The sequence below is a fragment of the Nitrosomonas sp. Is24 genome (genome assembly GCF_033063335.1).
Lineage (GTDB): Bacteria > Pseudomonadota > Gammaproteobacteria > Burkholderiales > Nitrosomonadaceae > Nitrosomonas.
Genome location: NZ_JAWJZG010000001.1, coordinates 837127 through 860962, shown reverse-complemented (window position 1 = coordinate 860962; position 23836 = coordinate 837127). Strand labels below are relative to the sequence as shown.

Genomic DNA, 23836 nt, shown 5'->3' with positions numbered 1-23836 from the left:
TCATTAATGCGCATGTTCCCCCGGTGGCGGCATGATTTCGCCTTCCTGGTTGAGTTGTGTCAATTGCAGCGTCAAGGCGCCGACATTTTGCCAGCCGAATCCTTCAAACTGCGCTACCCAGCGGGCACGCAGGTAGCCGAAGCGATCGGTGACGAATTCCATGTGTTGCGGGAACATGCCTTTGCCCGATAGATCCGGTACGACCCGGACGCGCCGGTACCACCAGTAGGCATCCTTGATTTCCTGCCAGCCCTCGGTGACGATCGGGAATGGCGCGATTTCGGTGATCTGCTGCAATTGTTCATCGGTCAGCGGATGAATTGGCACCGCCAGTATTTCGGTGTTGAGATCGCGGATCCGGTCATACGATGCTGCCAGCTGGAAAAAGCGCTCTTTCGCTTGTGGCCAGGCGAATAACACCATCAGCACATTTTTCTGCAGACGGAAATCCTTGAGATTGCCACTGGAGCCATCGCTGGCGGAATAATTGAACACGGGCGAGGCGATCGCGGGGGTTTCCGGTACGATCATGCTGCCGAGCAAGCGGGCATCAAAACCGCGCGACATCGCGTGCAGGAAATTGATCAGATCCCAGCGTTCTTCTTCCGACAGCTTGTCTGCGTATCCCGGCATTTCGGTGCCCGGGATGCCGGACGATAACTGGTGAAAAACGTTGCCCACCGTGTATTTCGCAGTATGTTCCTGGGTGAGCAAGTCGGTTGGATCGCGCACATCGGGATCGGGGGAAGGTTTGGTTCCTTTGCCTTGCGGGCCGTGGCAGTTGACACAATTTTCCGCGTACAAATGCGCACCGGCGACGATCGAAATCGCATCGATCGGTACCGTCGGTTTTTTATACGTTTCCGGAAACGCTTCGACGGCCAGTGGCGGCAGCGCCAGCGCCATCGAGCTGATGCCTAGCACGCCGGGCACCAGAATCTTCACCACGCGGCTCCAGTGCAACCGGATGCCGAGCCAAATCGTGCCAAGCGCAACCACAAACAGCACAATGCCCGACCACACTTTATCCTGCACATTCGGTTGATCCCAGGTCGCATCGATCGAAAAACGGAACGGGTACGGCCAGTTTTCGACCATCGCATGCTTGGCTGGCAATGTGTTCGCCAAAACGGTGGCGAACAGCACCAGTAGCAGTGCCAGCACGAACTCGATGCGCACCCATTGCGTCAAATGCGCGGTGCTGTCACGGCTTTGTTCGTTTTCGCTCCGTTCCAGCAGCGGTAGCCAGCGATTGCGCGCTTGGTAGGCGATCACCAGAATAATGGCCAGAATGGTCAGTTTGAAATTCAGCAGCCAGCCATAGGCGCTGGCGACCAAGGCATAGTATTTTTCATCTACCAGCCGGTCTGTGACGATCACGCCGGTAATCATCAGCAAAAGCATGACGGGTAAAGCGATCGCGGAGAATTTTTTCAGGTAGCCAACGGCCGTTTGCATCGCGGTAAAACCCATTTCCTTGCGCAGATTCAACAAAATCAGCAAAAAGGCCGGTAACGCACCAACCCAGATTCCCGCCAGCAAAATATGAATGGCATACGGCGCGATGGCTGTAAATGACATTTCATCGGCGCTGGAATGGCTCATCAAAGTACCGGCAATGATTGGCAACGCCGCCAGAAACGCCCACACGGCATAGTGCCCGCGCACCCGGTCAACCGGCTGAATCTTTAGTACCGCACCCAATAATAGTATAGCCAGCAGCGCACGCGCCGCCCAGATATGACCGATTTGCGTTTGTTGCACGACATCCAGCCAGACAGCGGGATTCCATGCATTGGCGACATCGCCGGTGGCATCGCTGGCGGTGGTCGCCAAAATACCGATGAGTCCGGCGACGATCACACCCGCCAGCCATGGAAATATCTTCTCCAACCGCGTTATCCAGGGCGTTTCAAGAATGTCTTTACGCTGCCAGATAATGGCGAGAAAAACACAGCTTCCAAACAGGATCAAGTTGGCGGTCAGTTGCGACCACCGGGCAAATGCAGCAATGATTTCAATCATGGTTTTACGATAGGATGGTTATGGTTACTTTGACAACGCCGGCGCCGCGGGTTTCAGTCTGACATCCAGTTTGACGGATGATTCTGAAATCTCCTCGCTCAGGTAAATTTTGCAGCGTATTTTACTGTACAAAAATGTTGCAGCCTAGCTTAACACTCTGCTCCAGTATCCCAAACGGTTGGCCGGGCTGAAATTATTCAGCAACTACCATCTTATATCGCGCTGTGAGGGCGGCCTGCAATATCTGAACATTCTATGGCGTGGAGATACGCATGACTTTACCGGCTTGCTCGATACGGAAATTCCGCAGCACATTCATGCCCAGCAACGCGTCTCCGGGCATATTGGGCATCACCATCACATCGACTTGCGTGAGCCGGAATGATCCGAATGTGACTTCCGCTACTGTTGCAACACATGCGTTGACTTGACCGTTCGCGGTTAGCACCTGGCGCGGCGCACATTCCCGGATGCCAGCCCGGGCCGCGATCCCGGCAGAAATCGACACGACGGTTGCGCCCGTGTCGACCATAAACACCACAGGAGCACCGTTGACGGTTCCCGGGCTGAAATAATGGCCATCCCGTGTCTGTTTCAGCTCCATTTTTCCGGAACCGATGACCTCAGCGGACTGTTCAACCTCTGGTGCACTGGCCGGTTGCGATTGGCTATAAGCGAGCGCCAATTGAATTGGCCGCAGACCGGAGCCGCTGAATTGCATCGATGTCGTGGAACCGGCATCAATCGAGATTCCGCCAGCGACGGAAACGATAGCGCCGTCGGTAAACCCTTTTTTCAAATTACACCAATCCGATCCGACCAGAACTTGCATCCCGTATTTTCCAACCGGCACGCTAAACTGAAGACTATTGCCTGCATGGATCGATAGCGCGAGCTGCTGCTGAACGCCTGCGGAATCCCATAATACCGCCACCATGGGATGATCGTAGTTATTTTGGATTTCCAGTCCGGCATACAGCACATCAGTGCGTTTCATCACCGATGGATCGATCAAATAAGCAGCTCCATGTTGCGGCAATGCTCCACAGCCGGTTGGTCCGGTGATCGTAACCAGGGAATTGCTCGCGGGTTGGGCATAAGGCTGATTGAACTATTGAAAATACTGAAAGACAGTGAGTAAGGTCAGAGCCAGAACAGTCCAACAAAAAATATCCCGGATCACCGTTTTCCACGGCCACTGCGTAGAATGGCTTGGCGCGGCTTTTTGTTCCGTAGACTGTGTTTTTTCTTTAACGCGTTTCCGGTGCAAATAATCTCGATCCTGGATGCTCATTTAATTTTTCGTGTAACCATATCCGTAGGCGGGAGAAATCGGCAGTACCCGGTTTATTCGAAGGAAGTTCTATCAATCAGAACTGATATTTCTACGGATGCGGGTACTTCAACTTGAGAAAATAAGCGGTGCGGTTTTTCCGGACTTCCTCGTGGCAACGAGAATCTTGAGTATTCAGGATTCATTCAGCTCGCAATCCATACTATTCCCCAAAAGAACGTGCGAAACATAGATATGAAAAATCTCGGCTGGATATATTGGATGATTGGTTTGCTGGCACTGACGGCGCACGATGCCGTTTTGGCGCGCGGAGGACATGGACACGGTCATCATGGTCACGGCCACAGGCATGGTCATTTCAATTTCGGCATCAATATCGGCGGATTCAATTCCGGTTTCTACGGTCCCGGCTTCTATCCTTACGGTTCTTATGCTTTCCCTGGGCCTTACTTCGCCCCGCCTCGTTACCGGTACTCACCCAGCCCGGTAGTATCGGTAACGCCGCCCGTCTATATTCAGCGCGAACAATCGAGTGCAGCTCAACCGCAAGCGGGGTATTGGCACTACTGCCGGAATCCCGAAGGCTATTATCCCACTGTTAAAAATTGCCCGGGCGGCTGGATACCAGTCGCCCCGCAATCACCGGCACCCTAACGCAAAGAGGCACAACATGTTAATCCTGAGAAATTTAATGATCGTCACGATGGCCGTCTGGTTGACGGCTTGCGTTCATCTGCCAACCGGCCCCAGCGTAATGGCGTTACCGGGTTCCGGAAAAAACTTCGATCAGTTTCGTTCGGATGAATTGGTATGCAAGCAGTATGCTTACGAACAGGTCGACGGCAACACACCCCGGCAAGCATCGCGGATGAGTGGTATGCAGAGCGCAACTCTAGGTGCCGGGCTTGGTGCCGCTGCCGGTGCGGCATTGGGAGGTGGTCACGGCGCAGCGGTCGGCGCCGGAATCGGTCTGTTATTCGGAAGTTTATTGGGATCAAATACGGCGTCAGCTTCGGGCTATTCCAGCCAGCAGCGCTATGACAACAGTTATGTTCAGTGCATGTACGCCATGGGACATCGTGTTCCCGTCGACGGGAGAATCACTGCTAATCCATCGGGCGGTAATACTATGAACAGGAAACCGGTTACACGATCCGATCAGTTCATTCCTCCGCCACCTCCGGCAGGCAGTCCACCGCCACCGCCGCCACGTTAGCTCTACCGTTTACAATCAGTGGCTTGTCATCGACCTCCTGACAAGCCACTGATCTTTTCTCCCTATGGTGCTGTGATTGCTGCTAAGGCGAACTTCCCGGTTCAGTACAAAATCGGTGCATCTATGGTTGTAAAGCTTTCTATCGAACGGAATAATATCGAAGGCTGCTATCAACTCTCCAGTTGACGCCGTTTCAACAATTTGTCGGTAAAAAATGCAATCAACAAAAACGTGATGATATAAGGTATAGATTTCAAGAACAGGTCTTGATAATTGGTTACCTGTATCCGTAACGGATATTCATAGTGCAATGGCGGCACGCCTTCACCCGTAACGAATAGCGTATATTGTCCTGGATCCAGATTGAATTCCCCTTTAATGGTGCCATTGGAATGATTGGTAGAATACAGGGTTGTTACGGTATCGCTTAAAGCTTGACCGGTTCCTCTGACGATTTTAACGACAATCGGCATGTCACGTAGCGCTTGATCGACTAAATCCAGCACCCACAACGTTTCACCTTCTTTAGGAATCTCGGTACAGTACTCAGCTTCCGGATCATACTGTGGCTGATAAGTGCTCAGATGCACCATACTGCCGGACACATTGCGCATACAAATATCGGCTTCCAAATTTACTTTTCCATGCGCAGCCGCTAAGCCGGAATAAAGCGCTACCGATAGTAGCGCTGCTGAAGCCCATATTCTTATAACTTGTTTGATCATATAAACCTCCTCTACTTTTTGATCCACACCGGTGAACTACAGCTTGTTTTTTTACTCCCGCAGTCTGCTCTAAGCAGAGCCGCGGGAGAGGTTGCACTAACTACCTAGTACTCAGGTTGGATCAAGGAACGATCCGGTTGTTCAGAATTTCTTTACTTTGACCATTCCAGATCACATCGGTCAGGTTCGAGTAACGGGTGATGATTTGTGCTGCAATACCACCCGAGAATAAACCTGCCCAGCCCAGAATCACAAAGCCCCAGTGCAGTGGCGCGCTAAACAGTTCTTCCATGAACCAGAATGCGTGACCCCATTCGTTCAAACCTACGTTTGGCAGAATCATCAGCGGCCCGGCAATCGCCATCACCAGTGGGAACGATGTGCCGCGGCTGTACAGTGGCAGACGGGTCATCGCGTACAGGTATGATGCTACGCCACATACGATGTACATCGGGAATGAACCATAGAACACCACCACGTGACTTGGGGTAAAGCTGGTGTCACGAATAATCACTTGGTGCCAGGATGCGTCTTGTTCGGTGAAGAAGCTGCCGCCCCAGTAAACACCAAACAGATACACGCCCAGCCACATCATCCAGTAGAAGTAGCGTTTCACTTCCAGTTTCGGATCGAGATTGTCCAGTTGCTCTTTGGTATCACGGGTTTTCAATATCCAACCCCAGGTTACTAACGCAAACAAAGGCATCAGGGTCATGTGAACACGCCACAGGCCCATCCATACTTTGTCAAATTCCGGTTCCATCGAGTCCATACCGTGTGAGTATGCAAACGTTCTTTGGTACCAGATCCAGAATATCGCAACCAGCAGCATGGTTAACATACCCAGTTTGTAGTATTTTGAGTCATACCACAGCGACATATCATAGTCAGCACTTGATGCACTGCTACTCGTGCCATAAGTTGTTGCCATCATATCCTCCATTGATTAAGTTAATTAACACTGCGTAACACGGCTATCGAAGTCGCAATCACGAACTGCTGTTATTGCTTTCGTAGCCTTTTTTACGCAATTAAGAATAACTGATCATCAGGCTTTTACAATGAGTGGATCCACTCATTTTCAATGATCGCCGTGTGGTTTTGCAGTACGGCAGGAGGGGTTTCTTAAAGCAAAGCAGCGAAATTTATCCGCTGTGATAGGACAAAAATTGCTGTGTTCAGGAGTTCAATGGGAGGGTGCCGCAGGCACATTATCGGGAAAATGAATAGTCGATTTTTGCGCTCTTAATCGCAACGCAAAATTGATCAGGCTATTCGGGCCGCTCAGATCGAGTTTACGGGAAATATTGACGCGATGATTCTCAATCGTCTTTTTGCTCACAAACAGTTTCTCGGCAATCTGCGGTGTCGTGAAGCCCTCGGCTATCTTGTTGAGCACCTTACGTTCCGCTTTGGTAAGACTCGTTATTTTTTCCAGCGATGCCTCGATCAACGCATCCTTTTCCGGCTGACTCTGCCGTATTTGCGCTAACTTCTCCATCCGGGCTTTGATGCTGTTTAACAATTCCTCTTTCGTGAACGGCTTGGTGAGGTAATCATCCGCACCCATGTTCATACCTGCACGGGTATCCGAGCGTGTTGACTTTGCGGTAAGAAAAATAAAGGCGTGAGTCGTTGATTGCTGGGCTTGCTTGATTTGTGCCAACACTTCAAAACCGTCGATTCCCGGTAGCATGATGTCGCAGATAATAATGTCCGGATTCGATTCCACTGCCATTTTCACACCGGCTTCACCCGATGGTGCGCTGATTACCTGGAATCCGTAATGCGCAATAATGGCGGTAATGTTTTCGCGCAATGCATTTTCATCTTCCACCACGAGAATCAGCGGATTATTCATCGTATGTTTATACCGGCAATTGAATGGTGATCGTGCAACCGCTACCGGCCCGGCTTTCAAGACTAATATCCCCGCCGTGCAATGTGATCAGTTTCTTCGCAATCATCAAACCGAGCCCGCTCCCCGGATATACCTTGGCATTGGACGCGCGGAAAAACGACTGAAACAGAAACGCTTGATCCTTTTCCGGAATGCCGATGCCATGATCTTTAACGGTAATCAAATAGACATCGTCTTGCAGTTTCACGGTCATTTCCGGGGCTTGCTTTCCTTCGGAATACTTAAAGGCGTTCGACACAATATTGCGTAAAACATTTCGCAGCACAATTTCATCTATATTGACGATACAGTCGGGTGCGTCAAAATAGTAGTCCAGTTTCCTTTGCTGCTCGTTGGGTTCAACATTTGATCGCACAAATGCATCCATGAATTGCCGGAAAGGAAGATGCTTCTTGGTCAGCTCAATCTTGCCCTCGTCGATCCGCCCGATATCCAGAATGTTTTCCATCAACTCGGTCATGCGGGTTGTTTCTTCCGCCATAATGGCTTTGTGTTTCTGAAAAAACTCGATAAAGGCAGTACTCAGTCCGGCCGATTCCATTCTCAGATCCAGCAGATCGATGCTGGAACGGATGGTCGCGAGCGGCGTGCGGAATTGGTGTGACGCCAGACTGACAAACTGGGTTTTAAAGCGGTTCAGTTCACGCTCTTTTTCCATGGCTTTTTGCAGCCGGTGCTCGGCCGTTTTGATCACCGTGATGTCATTTTCTACCGCAACGTAATTGATCAATTTTCCGGCGTCATCGTATACCGCGGCAATATTGAGATAAAGCCATATTCTTTCACCGCTTTTGGTGTAATTCAGAATTTCACCGGAAAAGGTTCCGCTGCTGCGGAGTGAACGGGTAATCTCGCGGATAGTCTCGATTGATGTTTCTTCACCTTGTAGAAAAGCAGCCGGATCAAGCCCTATGACCTCTTCCGACCGGTATCCCAGGATTTCCTCAAAACTGTTATTGATCCAGATAATCTTCTTTTCGGGATCGGTAATCATCACGATACCGTTGGTTTTCTCTGCCACATAGGCCATTCGTTGCAGATCCAGCTCACTGTTCTTCCGCGCGGTAATATTTTGCAAAATACCGTATAAACCGGTGATCTCGCCATACGCATCCAGTATCGGGTGAATCGTGGTGGTATGCCATTTGACCCGGCCATCCTGCATGACAATCATGAAATCATCGCTGCGTTCTTTTTTCGTGGCAGTGACATGCGCAATCAGAGCTTGCATTTTTTCTTTTTCGGAACCTTGGTAGAGCTGTGTACTTTGCAACAGCTCAGTGCATTCAAAATCCTTATCTAATTCGTAAAAATCATAGAGATAATCCGACCAGACGGTAAAATCCGTAGAGAAGACATAAGACCACTCACCGATCTCCGCGGTTTTGCACAGTAAAGACAGCCGCCTTTGCTGCGATTCGAGTGAATCAAAAGTTGCCAGATTGAAATTAGGTCTATAGTTCATACGTAGCCAAGCTGATAAGCCGGTTAATTAACATTAAGCAAAAGAAAAAAACAACGCTACCAAACGTATTGGTGCGAAATAAAAATATCACTTTGGAAGCATTTTGGGAATAGTGATGAGCATGCCGTCCGTCAGAAAAACAAGCCGCCCATAATAAAACAGCGCTAACAACGTAGCGCTGCGGAAGCCATCAAACCTATCGATTCAGGCTGTAGTATTGACATTCTGTCCCAAATGCTGCGGCAGACTCGCCGGGGCTTGATTTGCGCCGGGGATCGCCTCAATCAAAGCAAGCGCACCCGCAGCATTTGAATCTATCGCTTTCTTTAGTACCGCTATTCCGACTGCCTGGTTTGCGCTGAATTCAGCCATTGATGTCGCCACAGCCGCTATACCGTTCACATCCATCGTATTCTCCTCTTCATGTTTAAAACCATTAGCGGCAAACTGATCAGATATTTTAGGAGTACGCAGCACACTGCCGGTGGTCAGTCTTTTTTCAGCAAGGGCGATAAAGCGTTTTTAAGATGATTTTTCCAATCCAAACCGACTTGCAAAGGAATTTTCACTTGCAGATCAGCATTCTCAGTATTTTTCCCTTCCAAATACAAAATATATTGCCCCATCTCACCCAATTTGAATGCGGTGGTAATCACTCCCGATGGATGCTGCTGCGCGGATGTCGACATCACTTCATGCTCTTGCTGGTGTTCTTTTTCATCGATTTCAAGCTTCACCAGACGCAACGCCAAGGAAAAATCGCGCGCCGATTCAGGATACAACAGGTCAATTGAAATATTGAGCGATGCCGGTTCCGGTATTTTCCCGCACTGCACAGGCACATGCGGCGACCGGAGATCGTCCGGCGACTGATAACCTTCAGGAAGATAGTAGCCTGAATAGCCGATAATGAGCGCCTCCGATTCTATCGTGCAGGCGCCGCCGCGGAAACCTTTGGGATACGTATCGGAAAAATCTCCTTGTGAACTGGTGCGGTACAGCAAACCAAATACAATAAAAGCGGAGATCACCGCAATCAAAAGTGCAAACTGAAACTTGCGGACTGAGAATTTTGATGGGGTTGACATGGCTTTTATGGACTCGGTGTGAAAAGGAGGAAATTATATCAGTCAATACCGGTTGGCATACAGCAACTCTTCGATGCACCTAGTCCGCCTGTTTTGCGGTTATGGACCGACTCCGGTCATACTGCTTTCTTATACGGACATGTGCCTAGTCAGCGGCGATAATCTGATTCTTGCCATTCTTCTTGGCGCGATATAAAGCGCCGTCGGCACGCTTGAAAAGATCTTCCTGCGATTCTCCCGGATGATACTGCGCCACGCCGCCGCTGAAGGTAATTAATAAACGGTTATTGTCATGCAGGAAGAATTTCTTGGTCATATAGCGGCGTATTCTGGATATAGTCAGAATCGCCTCTTTGAGCGCGGTATTGGGCAACAGGATGGCAAATTCCTCACCGCCGTAACGCGACACGACATCTTCCAGCCGCACCGTTTCCTTGACCGCTTCCACCAAATGGCGCAAAGCATTATCGCCCACGTGATGGCCATGCGTATCATTCAATAACTTGAAGTTATCGATATCCAGCAAGGCAAAACATAACGGCGATTGGGTGCGCGCCGCGCACGATGCCTCGCGCTGGTAAGCATTATCAAAACCGCGCCGGTTCAGTATGCCGGTCAAATGATCTTCATGGACCTTCTCGCCCATTTCCTGCAATTGCGTTTCCAGCAGACTGATCTGATTTTGCGCGTTATCGGCTTCCGCCCGGGCGGCAATCAAGTCCTTGCGGTAATTGATCATGTTTTTCTGTACTTTATTGGTCTCTTGCATGATTTCCGCAAGTAACTGATTGATCTCCTCGATATCATCAACCTGATTGATTTTCTCCGAGTAATATTCCAGTTTCTCCTGATATTCCCCAGTGGCATCCGACAGCTCTTCCAGATTGGAAATCAGCGAAGTGACCATTTGCCGCATCGTCACCCTGGCTTTACCCAGACTTTGCTTTATTATTTCCTGCCGTTGAATGATTTCTTTCAGATACTGCTCGGCTTGCGCGATGATCTGCACATCCAGCGGCATAGATACCGTGTCTTTCAGTTTGGCCAGCTGCTTTTTAATCCACTGATCTTCCGACAGCAACTCAGCCGTACTGTCCATCAGCAGATTCAATAACTTCAACAAACCTTGTTGCAAACTAGCTTCGCACTGATTGGATAATTCCAGTTTGGCGCAAAACTGCTGGAAATGAACAATAAACTGATCCATTTCCGGTTTATTCTGAATTTCCCGCACTTGCGATGCCAACGAGCGCGCCTCTTCCGCCAGCGTTTCGCCATTAACTTGCTTGGCGATGATGTTCTCCAGCATCTGCGCCAGTAAATCCAGAAGCTGACCGGAATAACCGCTGATCCCACTGTCTTGCTTGAAGGTGTCAGCATCCGGCTGGGACGGTTGCGCTTTGGCCTGAACGGATATAGTCGTGCTATTGATCGTTATGTTTTCAGTGGTAGCAAACTTCACCAAGGCGGTCTTATACTTTAGCCAGTTCTTTTCGTTGACGGCTTGCTCCAGACTATTGGCGCAATTCAGCAATGTGGGCGTATGGCGAGGAAATTCCTTCGCCAGTTCAGTCAGCAATTTCGCGGTAATGGCTGAAATTTGATTCTCCGGGTTACCGGCAATCTGATCATACAGTTTGTGATAATTATCCGGTGTCGGGGAAATTTTAAGGATCGCAAGTTGTTTTAATGTTTCACGTGCAATCACGGAAGGATTCAAATTGGTATCTTTTGTATCTTGATTCATAGATATTTCGCGCGGTTGCTAGCCCCTACCCCTCATCGTATGATTTTTCATCGCGGTACAAATAGTTCACCCTATCTCTGCCTTATTCACCTCCTAGGCCAGGTGAATTGTAATCCTTAATAACCAATAACGTCATTCTACATCCTGCTTATAATATTCAGTGAACCGGCCTCATTTTGCAAGAACATTCCGAGGATAATTTAAGGTGATGAAAAGCCGCTCCAGATCATCTGAATAACAATACTTATCATTTGAATCATTGTATTGCAGCCCAGTATAATCGACGACGCCTGTATCAGCGTCACGATTAGAGTGAAAAAACAAGCGTTAATCTAACGATGCAGTGAATACAGAAGCCCATCAAACCTTAAATCGTACCTGTATTGCATTGATATACGGCAACGCGGAAACAGCCTGTTTGAGTTCCTGCACCAGATATTTAGCCTCGTCAGTGCTACGCAAAATCTCAATTGGCAAATCCAGTTCCACATCGATCGCGCCGGACAAATAGTGCAATGTTATCACTTCAACCGATGCAGCCGGTAATTGCGGCCAACGCTCTTTGAGTCCGGCGATGACTGCCTCACGTGAAGGCAAATCGTTGCAGGGCGAACCGGTTTCGTCATTTTCCGGATCGATATGCACCGTCACGTCGGTCACCTCTTCCACGTGTTGCAGCAGACGCCGCCGGACACTGTCGCCGATTTGATGACCTTCCGAGACACTCAAACGGGGATCGACCTGGATATGCACATCGACGAAAGCGCTCCCGGCGCTTTTCCGGGTCCGCAGCGTATGAATCGAGCGCACGCCATGCACGGCGTGAATGTGCTGCCGGATCGCGCTGACTTTTTCCGGATCCAGCGCGACATCGATCAATTCCAGCGTGCTCGATCGCACCAAGCCAAAACCGATCTTGGCGATCATGGCAGCCACCGCCACGGCAGCTACCGCGTCCAAATACGGGTAACCGAGCATCACACCGCTAATGCCGATCAATACCACAATCGATGAGAAAGCATCGGAGCGGCTATGCCACGCGCTGGCCATCAACAGATCCGAACGCAAACGCTGCGCTGCGGACATCGTATAGCGATAAATCCACTCTTTCGAAATCACCGATAACAACGCAATCAACAGCGCCAATAGGGTGAAATCCAACGCCACTGCCGGATCGTTGAGCCGTTTAACCGCTTCATAGGCAATACCGATCGCAACGCCGCTCAAAACGATACCGAGACTGACCGTTGCCAGCGTTTCAATCCGTCCGTAACCGTAGGGATGCACTTCATCGGCGCTCTTGTGCGAGTGTTTGGCGGCGTACAACACGATGAATCCGGTCAGCAAATCGGATAACGAATGGATACCATCGGCAATCAATGCCTGTGAATTGGCAAACCACCCGACAACGATTTTTGCAACACCCAGGACAAAATCCACCGCCGATCCGACGAGCGTGACTTTACGCACTTCCCGGTAACGCTGCTGCCGGTTGGCCGGATCGGAAGATGAATGCACGGCTATTTATCCGCCCGGGATGGCAGCCGCCGGTGTTCGGTCCTGGGGTGTTGCGTCGATTGGCAAGCGCGGCGGAAAACCAACAATGTTTTCTGCGCATGACCGAGAACGGTACCGTATGAATAGCCGTTTATCTGCGCCGATTCACTGCTACCCGATGGTAAACCGGTGAGCAGTTCCAGTCCTTGCATGACATGCTCCATCGTGTAAATTGCAAACTGGCCTTTTTCAACCGCCGCAATCACTTTCTGATCCAGCATCAAATGCTGCCGGTTCTGATACGGAATCAACACACCCTGTTCGCCGGTTAAGCCCGTTTTCTCACACAACTTGAAATAACCCTCGATCTTGTCATTGATGCCCCCCACCGGCAGCACCTCACCGTATTGATTCAATGCGCCGGTCACCGCGATACTTTGTTTCAGCGGCAGTTCCGCCAGCGCCGACAACAGCGCGTAAAATTCCGCGCAGGAAGCGGAATCTCCTTCGATGCCGGTATATTCCTGCTCAAAAACAATCGATGCGCTCAGTGCCAACGGCGCCAGATGGGTAAACAAACCTGTCAGGTAATTCTGCAATATCAGCATGCCCTTATCGTGAATCGGCCCGGACATATCCACTTCGCGGGCGATATTCAACACACCATCCTCACCGGCAAAAGTACGCGCGGTAAGACGCACCGCCGTACCAAAACTATGATCGCCCAAATCAATCTGCGTCAGCGCGTTGAGCTGACCGGTGGCTTCGCCTTGCAATGCGATGGCAATTTCACCTTCGACAATAGCCTCCTGTAAGCGCAAATCCGGATAATTATGACGCAGGTTGCGTGCTTGCAGCGCGGCGGAAATATCCGCTACTTCCACGCACCTGCCATGACGGGCATGGCACAGCGCCGCGCTCTCCAGCAGCAGCATCTCGGTGCGGGCAAAAATTGCACTCTGGCGTTTTTGATCCTCCACTTCCCGGTGCGATTCTTCCAATAAGCGCGCGACCGCAGCTGCGGAAAAATGCGGTAATTTTGCCGTATCGCAGGCATGCGCAACGAACACAGCCGATGCATGATAAGTTTCCATGCTCGCGATAAAACTCCCGGCAAAATCCACTTTCACGCGGAAGCGGCGCATGAATTCAGGATCGATTTCCTGCAAGTCGTAATATTCTTCCCTTGATCCGACCAGAATGACTTTAACGTTCACGTCGACCGCTTCGGGTTCAAGGAATATAGGTGAGTTGGAAGTCCATGCCGAACCGGGTTCTTCAATTTGCAACCGCTTGCTGCGCAAAAAGCGCCGCAGTTTTACCCACAATGAACCATCCGTCAGCAAATCATCCACATGCAACATCAAAAAACCGCCATGCGCTTTTAGCAAGCTACCAGCGCGGATGCGCATAAAATCGGTTTTCAGTTTGCCGTTCTCAAACTGATAATCGATACTGCCAAACAAGGCATACGCTGACGGATTATCTTCGATAATGACCGGCGCTCCCGGTAGATCAGCGTTATCCACAACCAGATTGATCCGATAGCGGGAGAAAATCCGATCTAGTTCCGTTTGTCGTTTCTCTTCATCGACATTATCCGTCTCAAACAACGCCAGATTGTCGAGAATATCCGCTTCCACCTGCGTGAAAAAAGTGTTGAGCCGCTCCTCATGTAGCGTTTCTTGCAACACCGCTAAAATTTTCTGCAACGCAAGATTCAGCAAGGGTTGCACGATAAGGCGCTGCAATGCCGCTAACGCCGCGTCTTTTTCCTTCTCGATCCGTTGGAATGCTTCGAAATAAACCGCAATTGCTTCGCGCAACGCCTGTTCCGTTTGTTCTATTTCAACCCGGTGTGCTTTGGGCAGTTTCAGTAAATTTTCCGCTGTCAGAATTTCCCCTTTTTCATCCAGCAAGGTGAACAAAATCTGTTCATCTTCCCGATGAATAGTGACATGCAACGATTCCGCAAACTTGTCGAGTTTCTTGTACGCTTGGCTCGTTTCGGCTCTGAATTTTTTCTCCAGCCGGTCACTCTTGATCTTGAAATCCTGTCCGCTCAAACATTGCGTGATTTCGGACGGCAGCGATTTCGCCAATTGCAGCATGGCCTGACGCAACAAACGCCCCTGCCCGGCAGGCAAATGCAAAGCCAGCGGTTTCTCGGGTGACATGAAATTGTAGAGATAACACAAATCCGGAGGCACCGGCCTATCAGCCGCCGCGGCCGTCATCGCTTGTTGCAATAAAGAAGAACGCCCCGACCCCGCCTCTCCCAACACAAACAAATGGTAATCCGGCTGCATCATGCCGAGACCAAAACGAACAGCCGCTTCCGCCCGCTCCTGACCAATCCAGGATAACGGCTGCTGTAACAACTCCGAGGTATCGGAAAACCCCAGTGAGGCCGGGTCGATGGTAATGCGTAAATGAGAAGAATCTAGTGGTTTGATTGACATGTTTGGATTAGTGACGGTTGCAGCGGTGAGATTACGCCGATCCGCTATTGTACTCATTTAGAAACCATTGCGTAACGCAAGCCAATCATTCCGGCGGGTTGATTGGTAATACCGGTTCAGAATCGAATTAAAATCCAGGAACAAAAAGATGAAGCATTTTTCTGAAGAAACGAGGTTTAATTCAGCATTGCAGCATGCTTGAAAAGCAAAAAACCACCGAGAAATAAAACTTCTCCGTGGTTTTTTGGTATTACAGATTAACCGCTGATTACATCATTCTGCGACGGCGTGCTGAGAAACCAATCAAACCGAGACCTGCCAGCAACATAGCATAGGTTTCAGGTTCCGGAACGGCCATAACGTATTCGTAACCGAAGCTCACGGATTGATGATTCGCGATAGTACCCAAATCATAAGCCAAATTGATGGAATGATCGGCAAAACCGTAGTTGCCGATTCCTTGGGCCGCGGCCAGCATCACAGCAGGATCAACCGGACTGCAGCAGTTAACAGGGTCAATATATGGTGCTATTGCAAATGCTGAAGCACTGGTCGTGTTATGCAGTGTTAATGCCCATCCATCCAAACTTTTTGCAGTTACGGAAGAAAGATTTCCTAATCCGTTAATTGCATTAGTCGTGCCGAATCCAACTCCGCCGGGAATGCCTTGATCCGGGTCAATGCCAACACCCCACTGCACATGATTGGCCGTAGCACCGGTGTTATTGGTCAGTTGCACTTTAACAGCAACGTGACCGCTCGTTGGTATACTTACCGTTTCAACAATGCTCCAGCCACCGCCGCCGCCCGCTATATTGGTAACGACCGCAATACTGCTACCGATGGCAAAAGCCGAAGAACTCAATGGATTACTTCCAGTCACTTCATCAGCGATTGCAACCGAAGCACCATTGGCATTCAACCACCAGTTGGATGCAAAAGTGCCGTGGTTAACATACTCTCTGCCCATAAAGCTCAAACCGAGCGCGCCGGATGGAGAAAAATAACCGGCATCGTCAATCCTGGCCGAGGTAGTGCCAAAACCGCTAATCGTAACGGGCGCAGCTTGTGCCGCAGTAACAAATGTACTGCACAAAGCAATTGCAACTACTTGTGCAAGGTAATTCTTTTTCAATTGGAATTTCATAACTTACTCCGTAAATTTAAGGCTGCTATACAAAACTGACTATTCATATTCTTGCTCAAAGCCAACTTTAATCACATACGCTTCTATGCCACTCTAAAAATTCTACAAACCCAAAATTGATACATAACCGCATTAACAACGTGCTTCATTATAGTTTTGTAACTGCTTAAGTACATAGAGCATTTCTCCCTTTTTATTAGTACACATGTACTAGGGTCTGTTAACACAATCTGATTGCTTCGACGATGAGAGCGAAGTGGATAAAGGAGATGAAGACGACATCGAGCTTATCGAACCTGGAGAAGATGCGGCGAAATCCCTTGAGCCTTCTGAACAATCGTTCGATCTCGTTGCGTTTTTTGTACATGGCACGGTTGTATTCCCAGGGTGACAAGCGATTTGCTTTGGGCGGAACAACCGGGATGTAACCCAAATAGTGCCAGTTGCCGGGTTTGGTCGCCCTCATAAGCACGATCCATCAGCAGGTAGGTGGGCGTATTGACGGGACCGAGGGAAAGCAAAAGCTGCCTGCCCTCTGGCGCATCGTGGGCGTGACCGGGCGAGAGGGCAAAGCCTATGGTTGTTCTGGAATCTGCGGCAACCAGATGAATTTTGGTGGTCCATCCACCTCGAGATTTTCCGATGGATTGGGGGCCGTTTTTTTTAACGCACCCGTACCGTCGGGATGGACTTTGATGCTGGTGCTGTCCAGCGAAACAGTTTCAATACGGATACGGATGATTTGCTGATGCTGAAGTTGCCCAAATACATGGCTCAGTACACCACTCTTTGCCCAGCGATTCATGCGGGTATAGATGGTATGCCAGTTGCCGAATCGCTTGGGCAGTCCTCGCCACTTGCAGCCATGCTCGGCAACGTAAAGAATGGCATTGAGAACTTGCAGATTGGAATGGCTGACGTTGCCACGCTGACGCGGCAGGCAGTGCTCGATCTGTTGATATTGAGTTTCGGTGATTTCCATCACCAAATTATATCAAATAGCGTTAACAGGCCCTAGTAAAATCTAGTCGGGTAACCCTGCTTCGCCCACAAATCGATAGCTGTGACCAGCGATTAAATTTCCATGTCTTACCGCTCGTGCTTCAAAAGTAAATTAGCCGAATTTACCGGTAATATAATCTTCCGTGGCACGCTCATTGGGTTTCGTAAAAATCAAATCGGTATCGCCAAACTCGATCAATTCACCCAGGTACATGTAAGCGGTATAGTCGGAGACGCGCGCCGCTTGTTGCATGTTATGCGTCACTATCGCGATGGTGTAATCTTCCTTCAGTTGGAAGATCAAATCTTCGATCCGCGCCGTGGAAATCGGATCGAGCGCGGAAGTCGGTTCGTCGAACAGCACCACTTCGGGTTTCACCGCGATGGTGCGGGCGATACAAAGGCGTTGCTGCTGCCCGCCGGAAAGGCTGGTGCCGCTCTGATTCAATTTATCTTTGACTTCTTCCCATAACGCGGCTTTTTGTAACGCCCACTCCACCCGTTCGGCCAAATCGTAACGATTCAGCGATTCATACAGCTTCACGCCAAACGCCACATTATCGAAAATCGACATCGGAAACGGCGTCGGTTTTTGAAACACCATGCCCATTTTGGCGCGCAACATATTCAGATCCTGCTGCCTATCGAGAATATTCACACCGTCCACCACAATCTCCCCTTGGGCGATCTGACTCGGATACAGTTGATACATGCGGTTTAAGGTGCGCAGCAGAGTCGATTTCCCGCAACCGGAAGGACCGATAAACGCGGTGATTTTATTTTTCCGGATTTGCATGCTGATCGACTTCAGCGCATGAAACGTATCGTAATAAAAATTCAAATCGTTGATGGAAATCTTGCAAACATCGGATGGTGAAAAGCTGATAGTCATTTGAGTTTTTAATTTTAAAAATCGCGCTTACGCATGAAAATGCGCGCTGCAACATTCAGCCCGAGCACACTCAGCGTGATCAACAACGCGCCGGTCCAGGCCAATTCCTGCCAGTATTCGTAAGGACTCATGGCGAACTGAAAAATAACGACGGGTAAATTGGCCATGGGACGGTTCATGTCCGCGCTCCAGAATTGATTGTTGAGCGCGGTAAACAACAACGGCGCGGTTTCCCCGCTGATTCGCGCAACCGCCAGCAATATCCCGGTCATGATGCCGACCTTGGAAGCGCGCCAGGTAACCAGCGTAATCACTTTCCATTGCGGCGCGCCCAACGCGATTGCTGCTTCGCGCAAGCTGTTTGGAATGAGCCGCAGCATATCCTCGGTGGTGCGCACGACCACCGGAATAACAATCAACGAAAGCGCCAGTGCACCAGCCCATCCGGAAAAATGCCCCACCTTGGCGACATACACCGTGTAAACAAAAAGGCCGATGACGATCGAAGGCGCAGACAGCAAAATATCGTTAACAAACCGGGTAACCGGAGCGAGCCAGCCATGTTGGCCGAATTCGGCCAGGTAAGTACCCGCCATGATACCGATCGGTGTGCCGATCAGCGTAGCGAGCGTGACCATGACCAAACTGCCGGCAATCGCATTCAACAAGCCGCCGGTATCGCCGGGCGACGGCGTCATCTGCGTAAAAGTAACGACGCTGATACCGTCCAATCCTTTGTCGAACAGCGTCAGCAAAATCCAGAACAGCCAGAATAAGCCGAACGCCATCGCCAGCATGGAAAAAGTCAGATTGATCGCATTAACGATGCGGCGGCGGGTATAAATCGGAATCATCATGTCACGCTAGGAAGTCCCGCCTTCGCGTTTTTTCAGTCGCAATAAAAGAATTTTGGAACAAGCCAATACCACGAAGGTGATCAAAAATAGAATCAGACCCAGTTCGATCAACGCGGCGGTGTACAAGTCACCATCGGCTTCCGTAAACTCATTGGCTAATGCCGAAGCAATGCTATTACCCGGCATGAAAAGAGAAGCATGCAACTGGTGCGCATTGCCAATCACAAAAGTAACCGCCATCGTCTCGCCCAAGGCGCGGCCCAGACCGAGCATGATGCCGCCGACCACACCGCTCTTGGTATAGGGCAAAACCACATGCCAAATCACTTCCCACGTGGTCGCGCCAAGCGCGTAGGCGGATTCTTTGAGCATTGAAGGCACCACCTCGAATACATCGCGGATCACGGAAGCAATAAAAGGGATCACCATGATCGCCAGGATAATACCGGCCGTCAGCATGCCAATTCCCATCACAGCGCCTTCAAACAAAAAACCGATCCCAGCTATTTCTCCGAGCGTGCTCTGCATGCCTGGTTGTATATGTTTCGCAAAAAACGGCGCGAATACGAACAAGCCCCACATGCCGTAAATAATGCTGGGAATACCGGCCAATAACTCAATCGCTGTTCCCAAGGGGCGGCGCAACCAGGGAGGGGAAAGCTCGGTCAGAAACAGCGCGATACCAAAGCTCACCGGAACTCCGATTGATAGCGCAATCAGTGACGTAACCAGCGTACCGATGATGGGCACCAGCGCGCCAAATTTCTCCGTGACCGGATTCCACTGCGTACTGAATAGAAAATCAAAACCAAACGCCTGCATCGCAGGCCAGCTGCCGATCAACAAAGAAAGCAACAAGGCCGCCAGCAATACAAAAACCAGCGCGGTAAAAAACCAGGCCGCTTTGCGGAATACCCAATCGAGCAACCGTTGCCGGTTCAATTTTGCTGCCGTATGGGTTGCGGGCATCGTTTTTGCCACGCCTGATTGCAGGCGTGTAAGGCTTATTTTTGTGATAACCGCTAGCAGAAGGTGATTACGCATGGCATTGAGCAACATCCCGTCTCTGATCTTGAGTTTCCCGCGGGCTATTGAGCCGGTTAGTAAATGGCTCGGCCATCTTTGCCTTTAATCCGGGTTCTCCAGGAATCCTCGATCAGTTTTACGATATCGTCCGGTAATGGAATGTAATCGAGCGCCAACGCCATCTCATCGCCGTGCGCATAAGCCCATTCAAAGAATTTCAATACTTCCAATGCGTGCGCGGAGTTTTCCTGGGATTGATGCATCAGGACAAAAGTAGCGCCGGTAATAGGCCAGCTATCTTGTCCGGGCTTATTGGTCAGAATCTCGTAAAACCCCGTGGTCATGCTCCACTGCGTGTTGATCGCCGCGGCTTTGAAGTTCTCTTCGGCAGGAATGACATAAGCGCCGTCGCGATTCTGCAATTGCACATAGTTCATTTTGCTTTGTTTAACGTAGGCCGCTTCGACATAACCGATCGAATTCTTGATTTGCCTCACAAAATTGGCCACACCTTCATTACCTTTGCCACCGGTACCGATGGGCCACGCCACGGAAGCATCGGCGCCGATTTTTTCTTTCCACTCCGGACTGACTTTACTCAAATAATCGGTAAACAAAAATGTAGTACCGGAACCGTCCGCGCGATGCACCACGGCAATATTGCTGTCCGGCAATTTAACATCGCCATTTAAACCGGCAATCGCAGGATCATTCCAGCGTTTGATTTTGCCCAGGAAAATATCTGCCAGCACCGCTCCGGTTAATTTGATCTGACCAGCCTGCATGTCTTCCACGTTAATGACCGGTACCACGCCGCCAATCACGGTGGGGAACTGCGTCAAACCGTTTTTCTCCAGTTCCTCGACTGTCAGCGGCTTATCCGAAGCGCCGAAATCAACGGTCTTGGCTTTGATTTGCTTGATGCCGCCGCCGGAACCAATGGATTGGTAATTTAACCGGATCCCAGTTGCTTTGTTATAGGCATCGGCCCATTTGGCGTAAACCGGATAGGGGAAAGTCGCGCCTGCGCCGGTGATATCGGCGGCACCTGCATGCGTGGTAAAAAGTAATGCCGCAGAAGCAAGCATCAGCCCGAATTGCAATTTCATCTTATATTCCCCCAATCAATCAATAGCGTGTGTCTCGGATGAAAATCTTAACCGGCCAGCATGACAGGATGATGACAGTTCTATTTCGCATAAAAAAACCTCCCGGACAACTTGCCGATGGCAGTGTCCGGGAGGTGTGCTACGAGAAGAAGTGAAAACAGCAGAAAAACATAAACCCAATTCAGAACGCCCCCGATCTCCCGGATCGTTGTGACACTTCAACAGTAAAAGTGCTTGGGTTAAGCGGTTTTGTCTACACTAATAGAGGGGAGTGTAGACAACATTTCCAAAGGGTATCCGTTAAAACGGGAAGGTCCATTCCTTGGTCCAATCTTGGCTCGCATCCTTGAACGCGCCGGCATAATCGACCACATCAAAGAAAGCATCGCTCACTGCGGCTCCGCCCAATATCAGTGGTGAACCGGTTTTGGGTAAATAACCATCCAACAGAGGATCTTCCGCTTTATTTTCGGATTGGGACAAGAACCAATCGGACACAGAGAATGTGGCACCGTCGCCATTAGCAAAATTCTGGGCGCATTGTGCAAAAGAGTTCTGCATCGTCAATTCACCCGTCAAACTGCCTGGAGCACCGGCATTAACATAGGTCGAAGCGCTATCGATGCGCACACAAACCGGTGATCCGGTAATAACCGAATTCCAAATATTTCCCGCCGTTCCGCGGCGTAGCAAGATGCCTTGGGTAGCACCGGTATCATTGCGGCCGATAATGGTGAAGTTGGATAAAATGGGATGCGCGCGCGGCAGACTGTCGTGGTTTTTCTCATTGTTGTCCGCTTCAATACCACGATCACCGATACCAGGCGATTGTTTCACCAGAACAAATTGCGCCCGGCCTTTGAAACCGCTGGTCCAATCGAACGCATCGTCACGATTTTCGGTCAGCACCAAATGCTTCATCTGTACCGTGCCACCGAACATTTCCACGCCATCGTCCAAACCGGCATGCACTTGCACATAATTAATCAATGTGCCCGAACCGACACCCATGAGCGTCAAGCCATTGAGTTCTTCATCCGGACGTACGGCAAACCCGGCAAAAAGAATCTGCGTATACTTGACCACGCCGCTGTTTTCCGTTGGATTGTTACCGCCAAAAAACTCCGACGTAATCGCCTCGAATGGTGCCTCACAAAGTGTTACGCCTACATTACAACCGTTGATCGGCGCATTGCCCGCGATCAGCAAACCACCCCACTCACCGGGCGATTGTTGCAATGGGCCGGACATTACAATCGGATTATCCGGTGTTCCTTCGGCCATGATTTTGGAACCGCGCCGGATAAACAGATAATCCGCGCCCGCTTCACCAAAAATCTTGGTACCGGGATTAATGGTCAGGGTTGCGCTTTGCGTGTTATCGCCACCGACATAAACACCGCCCGATAGAATCCAGTTGATATTTTTTGTCAGCGTCACATTGGTTTTAATCTCACCGCTTAAAATACAGGAACCGGCACTGGGACCCGCCGCCGCGAAACTTGGACAGCCTTGGAATGCATTATTGACCAGCTGATCCACCGTGAAACGCAATGGATTGGATCCAGACACCAATTTTAACTTAGCATAAAAATCATCCGCGCCGACGGTAACCGAAGCAACATGCACCGCACTGGTATCGGAATCAAACACATTACGCTGTCCGGTTGTCGCTGCGATTGGACTGGCTGCGATCAATTGCAGCTCGCCACCGCTCAGTTGTAATTGCGCACTGTAGAATGAAGATGTGCTGCCGCTCAATACTTCCACGACAGGTAAATTGACAATACCGCTTGCCGGATCAAACGTTGCGGTTGCTGCGTGCCCGTTCATTGCGGCTGTGCCCAGTAACGCAACAGATGCCGCGATTAATTTTTTTATAGAACCTGATTTGAACATCATTTACTTACCTCAAAATTTTATTTAGGTAAGCCAATCTACCAAGCCAACATGACAGGGGTATTACGTTCATATGAAAATATATGTCGTCATCATGCAAACCCTCAGCAGTACATCACTTCCTTGAGAAACGTTTGAATCATTATCCGAACGGTTAAAACCTAGTCCAATGATCCGCAACGATTCGTCCGTTTTCGATAATGAAGCGATAGCTATAATCGTCTATCTTGTAGGTCCACACTTCCCGCTTGATGTACATAATTCCGCCAAAAGCTCTGGTCTGCACCAGCCCCAAATCCATCCGGATATGCGGCTCACCCATATTAATGAGCAATTTATCCGCTAACTCGCCTTTGGAAATAATGTTGCCGTTGGGTGCGCGAAAACCGCTGAGCAACACAATCAATGCCATTGCAACCAACACCAGGAAGAATTTTTTCATGATGGAATCCCCGTAAAAAGTA

The 23836-nt window shown here is 49.9% G+C and carries 20 protein-coding genes and 1 pseudogene; 2 read left to right on the top strand and 19 right to left on the bottom strand.

All coding sequences use genetic code 11. The features are described from left to right. Nucleotides 1–3: 3 nt before the first annotated feature. Together R2103_RS03700 and R2103_RS03695 are read right to left on the bottom strand one after the other, a co-directional pair. A complete protein-coding gene (locus R2103_RS03700) occupies nucleotides 4–2025 on the bottom strand; it encodes a CopD family protein (RefSeq protein ID WP_317530178.1) in 2022 nt (673 codons plus the stop codon). A 253-nt stretch (nucleotides 2026–2278) separates the two neighbouring features. Continuing rightward, nucleotides 2279–3040, bottom strand: coding sequence for a retropepsin-like aspartic protease (locus R2103_RS03695; protein ID WP_317530177.1), 762 nt, complete (start codon nucleotides 3038–3040; stop codon nucleotides 2279–2281). A 540-nt stretch (nucleotides 3041–3580) separates the two neighbouring features. Here R2103_RS03695 and R2103_RS03690 point away from each other — a divergent pair. Both R2103_RS03690 and R2103_RS03685 read left to right on the top strand, forming a co-directional pair. Next, nucleotides 3581–3973 carry a hypothetical protein gene (locus R2103_RS03690; RefSeq protein WP_317530176.1) on the top strand — a complete coding sequence of 131 codons (393 nt, stop codon included), beginning with the start codon at nucleotides 3581–3583 and terminating at the stop codon, nucleotides 3971–3973. A gap of 16 nt (nucleotides 3974–3989) precedes the next feature. Beyond that, entirely contained in the window at nucleotides 3990–4535 is a 546-nt protein-coding gene (locus R2103_RS03685; protein WP_317530175.1) for a YMGG-like glycine zipper-containing protein, read from the top strand. 170 nt (nucleotides 4536–4705) lie between these two features. Here the strand turns inward: R2103_RS03685 and R2103_RS03680 are convergent, their stop codons facing one another. The 17 genes and pseudogenes from R2103_RS03680 to R2103_RS03600 all read right to left on the bottom strand — a co-directional run bounded on the left by R2103_RS03680 (nucleotide 4706) and on the right by R2103_RS03600 (nucleotide 23814). Further along, nucleotides 4706–5260, bottom strand: coding sequence for a hypothetical protein (locus tag R2103_RS03680; protein WP_317530174.1), 555 nt, complete (start codon nucleotides 5258–5260; stop codon nucleotides 4706–4708). Between the two features lie 121 nt (nucleotides 5261–5381). Continuing rightward, complete coding sequence (locus R2103_RS03675) at nucleotides 5382–6191, bottom strand: methane monooxygenase/ammonia monooxygenase subunit C (protein ID WP_090316992.1); 810 nt, start codon at nucleotides 6189–6191, stop codon at nucleotides 5382–5384. A 255-nt stretch (nucleotides 6192–6446) separates the two neighbouring features. Next, complete coding sequence (locus R2103_RS03670) at nucleotides 6447–7121, bottom strand: response regulator transcription factor (RefSeq protein WP_317530173.1); 675 nt, start codon at nucleotides 7119–7121, stop codon at nucleotides 6447–6449. A gap of 7 nt (nucleotides 7122–7128) precedes the next feature. Continuing rightward, complete coding sequence (locus R2103_RS03665) at nucleotides 7129–8646, bottom strand: sensor histidine kinase (RefSeq protein ID WP_317530172.1); 1518 nt, start codon at nucleotides 8644–8646, stop codon at nucleotides 7129–7131. 204 nt (nucleotides 8647–8850) lie between these two features. Beyond that, complete coding sequence (locus R2103_RS03660; RefSeq protein ID WP_317530171.1) at nucleotides 8851–9054, bottom strand: YjfB family protein; 204 nt, start codon at nucleotides 9052–9054, stop codon at nucleotides 8851–8853. 80 nt (nucleotides 9055–9134) lie between these two features. After that, the gene (locus R2103_RS03655) at nucleotides 9135–9734 is read right to left on the bottom strand and encodes a hypothetical protein (protein ID WP_317530170.1); all 600 of its coding nucleotides are present in this window, start codon (nucleotides 9732–9734) and stop codon (nucleotides 9135–9137) included. Nucleotides 9735–9879: 145 nt separating this feature from the next. Then, nucleotides 9880–11481 (bottom strand): diguanylate cyclase, encoded by a 1602-nt coding sequence (locus R2103_RS03650; protein ID WP_317530169.1) that lies wholly within the window; start codon nucleotides 11479–11481, stop codon nucleotides 9880–9882. A 360-nt stretch (nucleotides 11482–11841) separates the two neighbouring features. Next, nucleotides 11842–12999 (bottom strand): cation diffusion facilitator family transporter, encoded by a 1158-nt coding sequence (locus R2103_RS03645; RefSeq protein WP_317530168.1) that lies wholly within the window; start codon nucleotides 12997–12999, stop codon nucleotides 11842–11844. 2 nt (nucleotides 13000–13001) lie between these two features. Next, a complete protein-coding gene (locus tag R2103_RS03640; RefSeq protein WP_317532052.1) occupies nucleotides 13002–15440 on the bottom strand; it encodes an ATP-binding protein in 2439 nt (812 codons plus the stop codon). Between the two features lie 268 nt (nucleotides 15441–15708). Next, nucleotides 15709–16587: a PEP-CTERM sorting domain-containing protein gene (locus tag R2103_RS03635; RefSeq protein ID WP_317530167.1), complete on the bottom strand. Its 879-nt coding sequence runs from the start codon at nucleotides 16585–16587 to the stop codon at nucleotides 15709–15711. A 220-nt stretch (nucleotides 16588–16807) separates the two neighbouring features. After that, nucleotides 16808–17569, bottom strand: a pseudogene (locus R2103_RS03630) (IS5 family transposase). A 132-nt stretch (nucleotides 17570–17701) separates the two neighbouring features. Continuing rightward, entirely contained in the window at nucleotides 17702–18481 is a 780-nt protein-coding gene (gene pstB, locus R2103_RS03625) for a phosphate ABC transporter ATP-binding protein PstB (RefSeq protein WP_317530166.1), read from the bottom strand. A gap of 14 nt (nucleotides 18482–18495) precedes the next feature. Next, nucleotides 18496–19335, bottom strand: coding sequence for a phosphate ABC transporter permease PstA (gene pstA, locus R2103_RS03620; protein ID WP_317532051.1), 840 nt, complete (start codon nucleotides 19333–19335; stop codon nucleotides 18496–18498). A gap of 9 nt (nucleotides 19336–19344) precedes the next feature. Next, nucleotides 19345–20307 carry a phosphate ABC transporter permease subunit PstC gene (pstC, locus tag R2103_RS03615; RefSeq protein WP_317532050.1) on the bottom strand — a complete coding sequence of 321 codons (963 nt, stop codon included), beginning with the start codon at nucleotides 20305–20307 and terminating at the stop codon, nucleotides 19345–19347. 131 nt (nucleotides 20308–20438) lie between these two features. Next, entirely contained in the window at nucleotides 20439–21473 is a 1035-nt protein-coding gene (pstS, locus tag R2103_RS03610; protein ID WP_317530165.1) for a phosphate ABC transporter substrate-binding protein PstS, read from the bottom strand. 300 nt (nucleotides 21474–21773) lie between these two features. Next, nucleotides 21774–23375 (bottom strand): hypothetical protein, encoded by a 1602-nt coding sequence (locus R2103_RS03605; protein WP_317530164.1) that lies wholly within the window; start codon nucleotides 23373–23375, stop codon nucleotides 21774–21776. 151 nt (nucleotides 23376–23526) lie between these two features. Further along, nucleotides 23527–23814 carry a hypothetical protein gene (locus R2103_RS03600; protein ID WP_317530163.1) on the bottom strand — a complete coding sequence of 96 codons (288 nt, stop codon included), beginning with the start codon at nucleotides 23812–23814 and terminating at the stop codon, nucleotides 23527–23529. Between the last annotated feature and the right edge of the window lie 22 nt (nucleotides 23815–23836).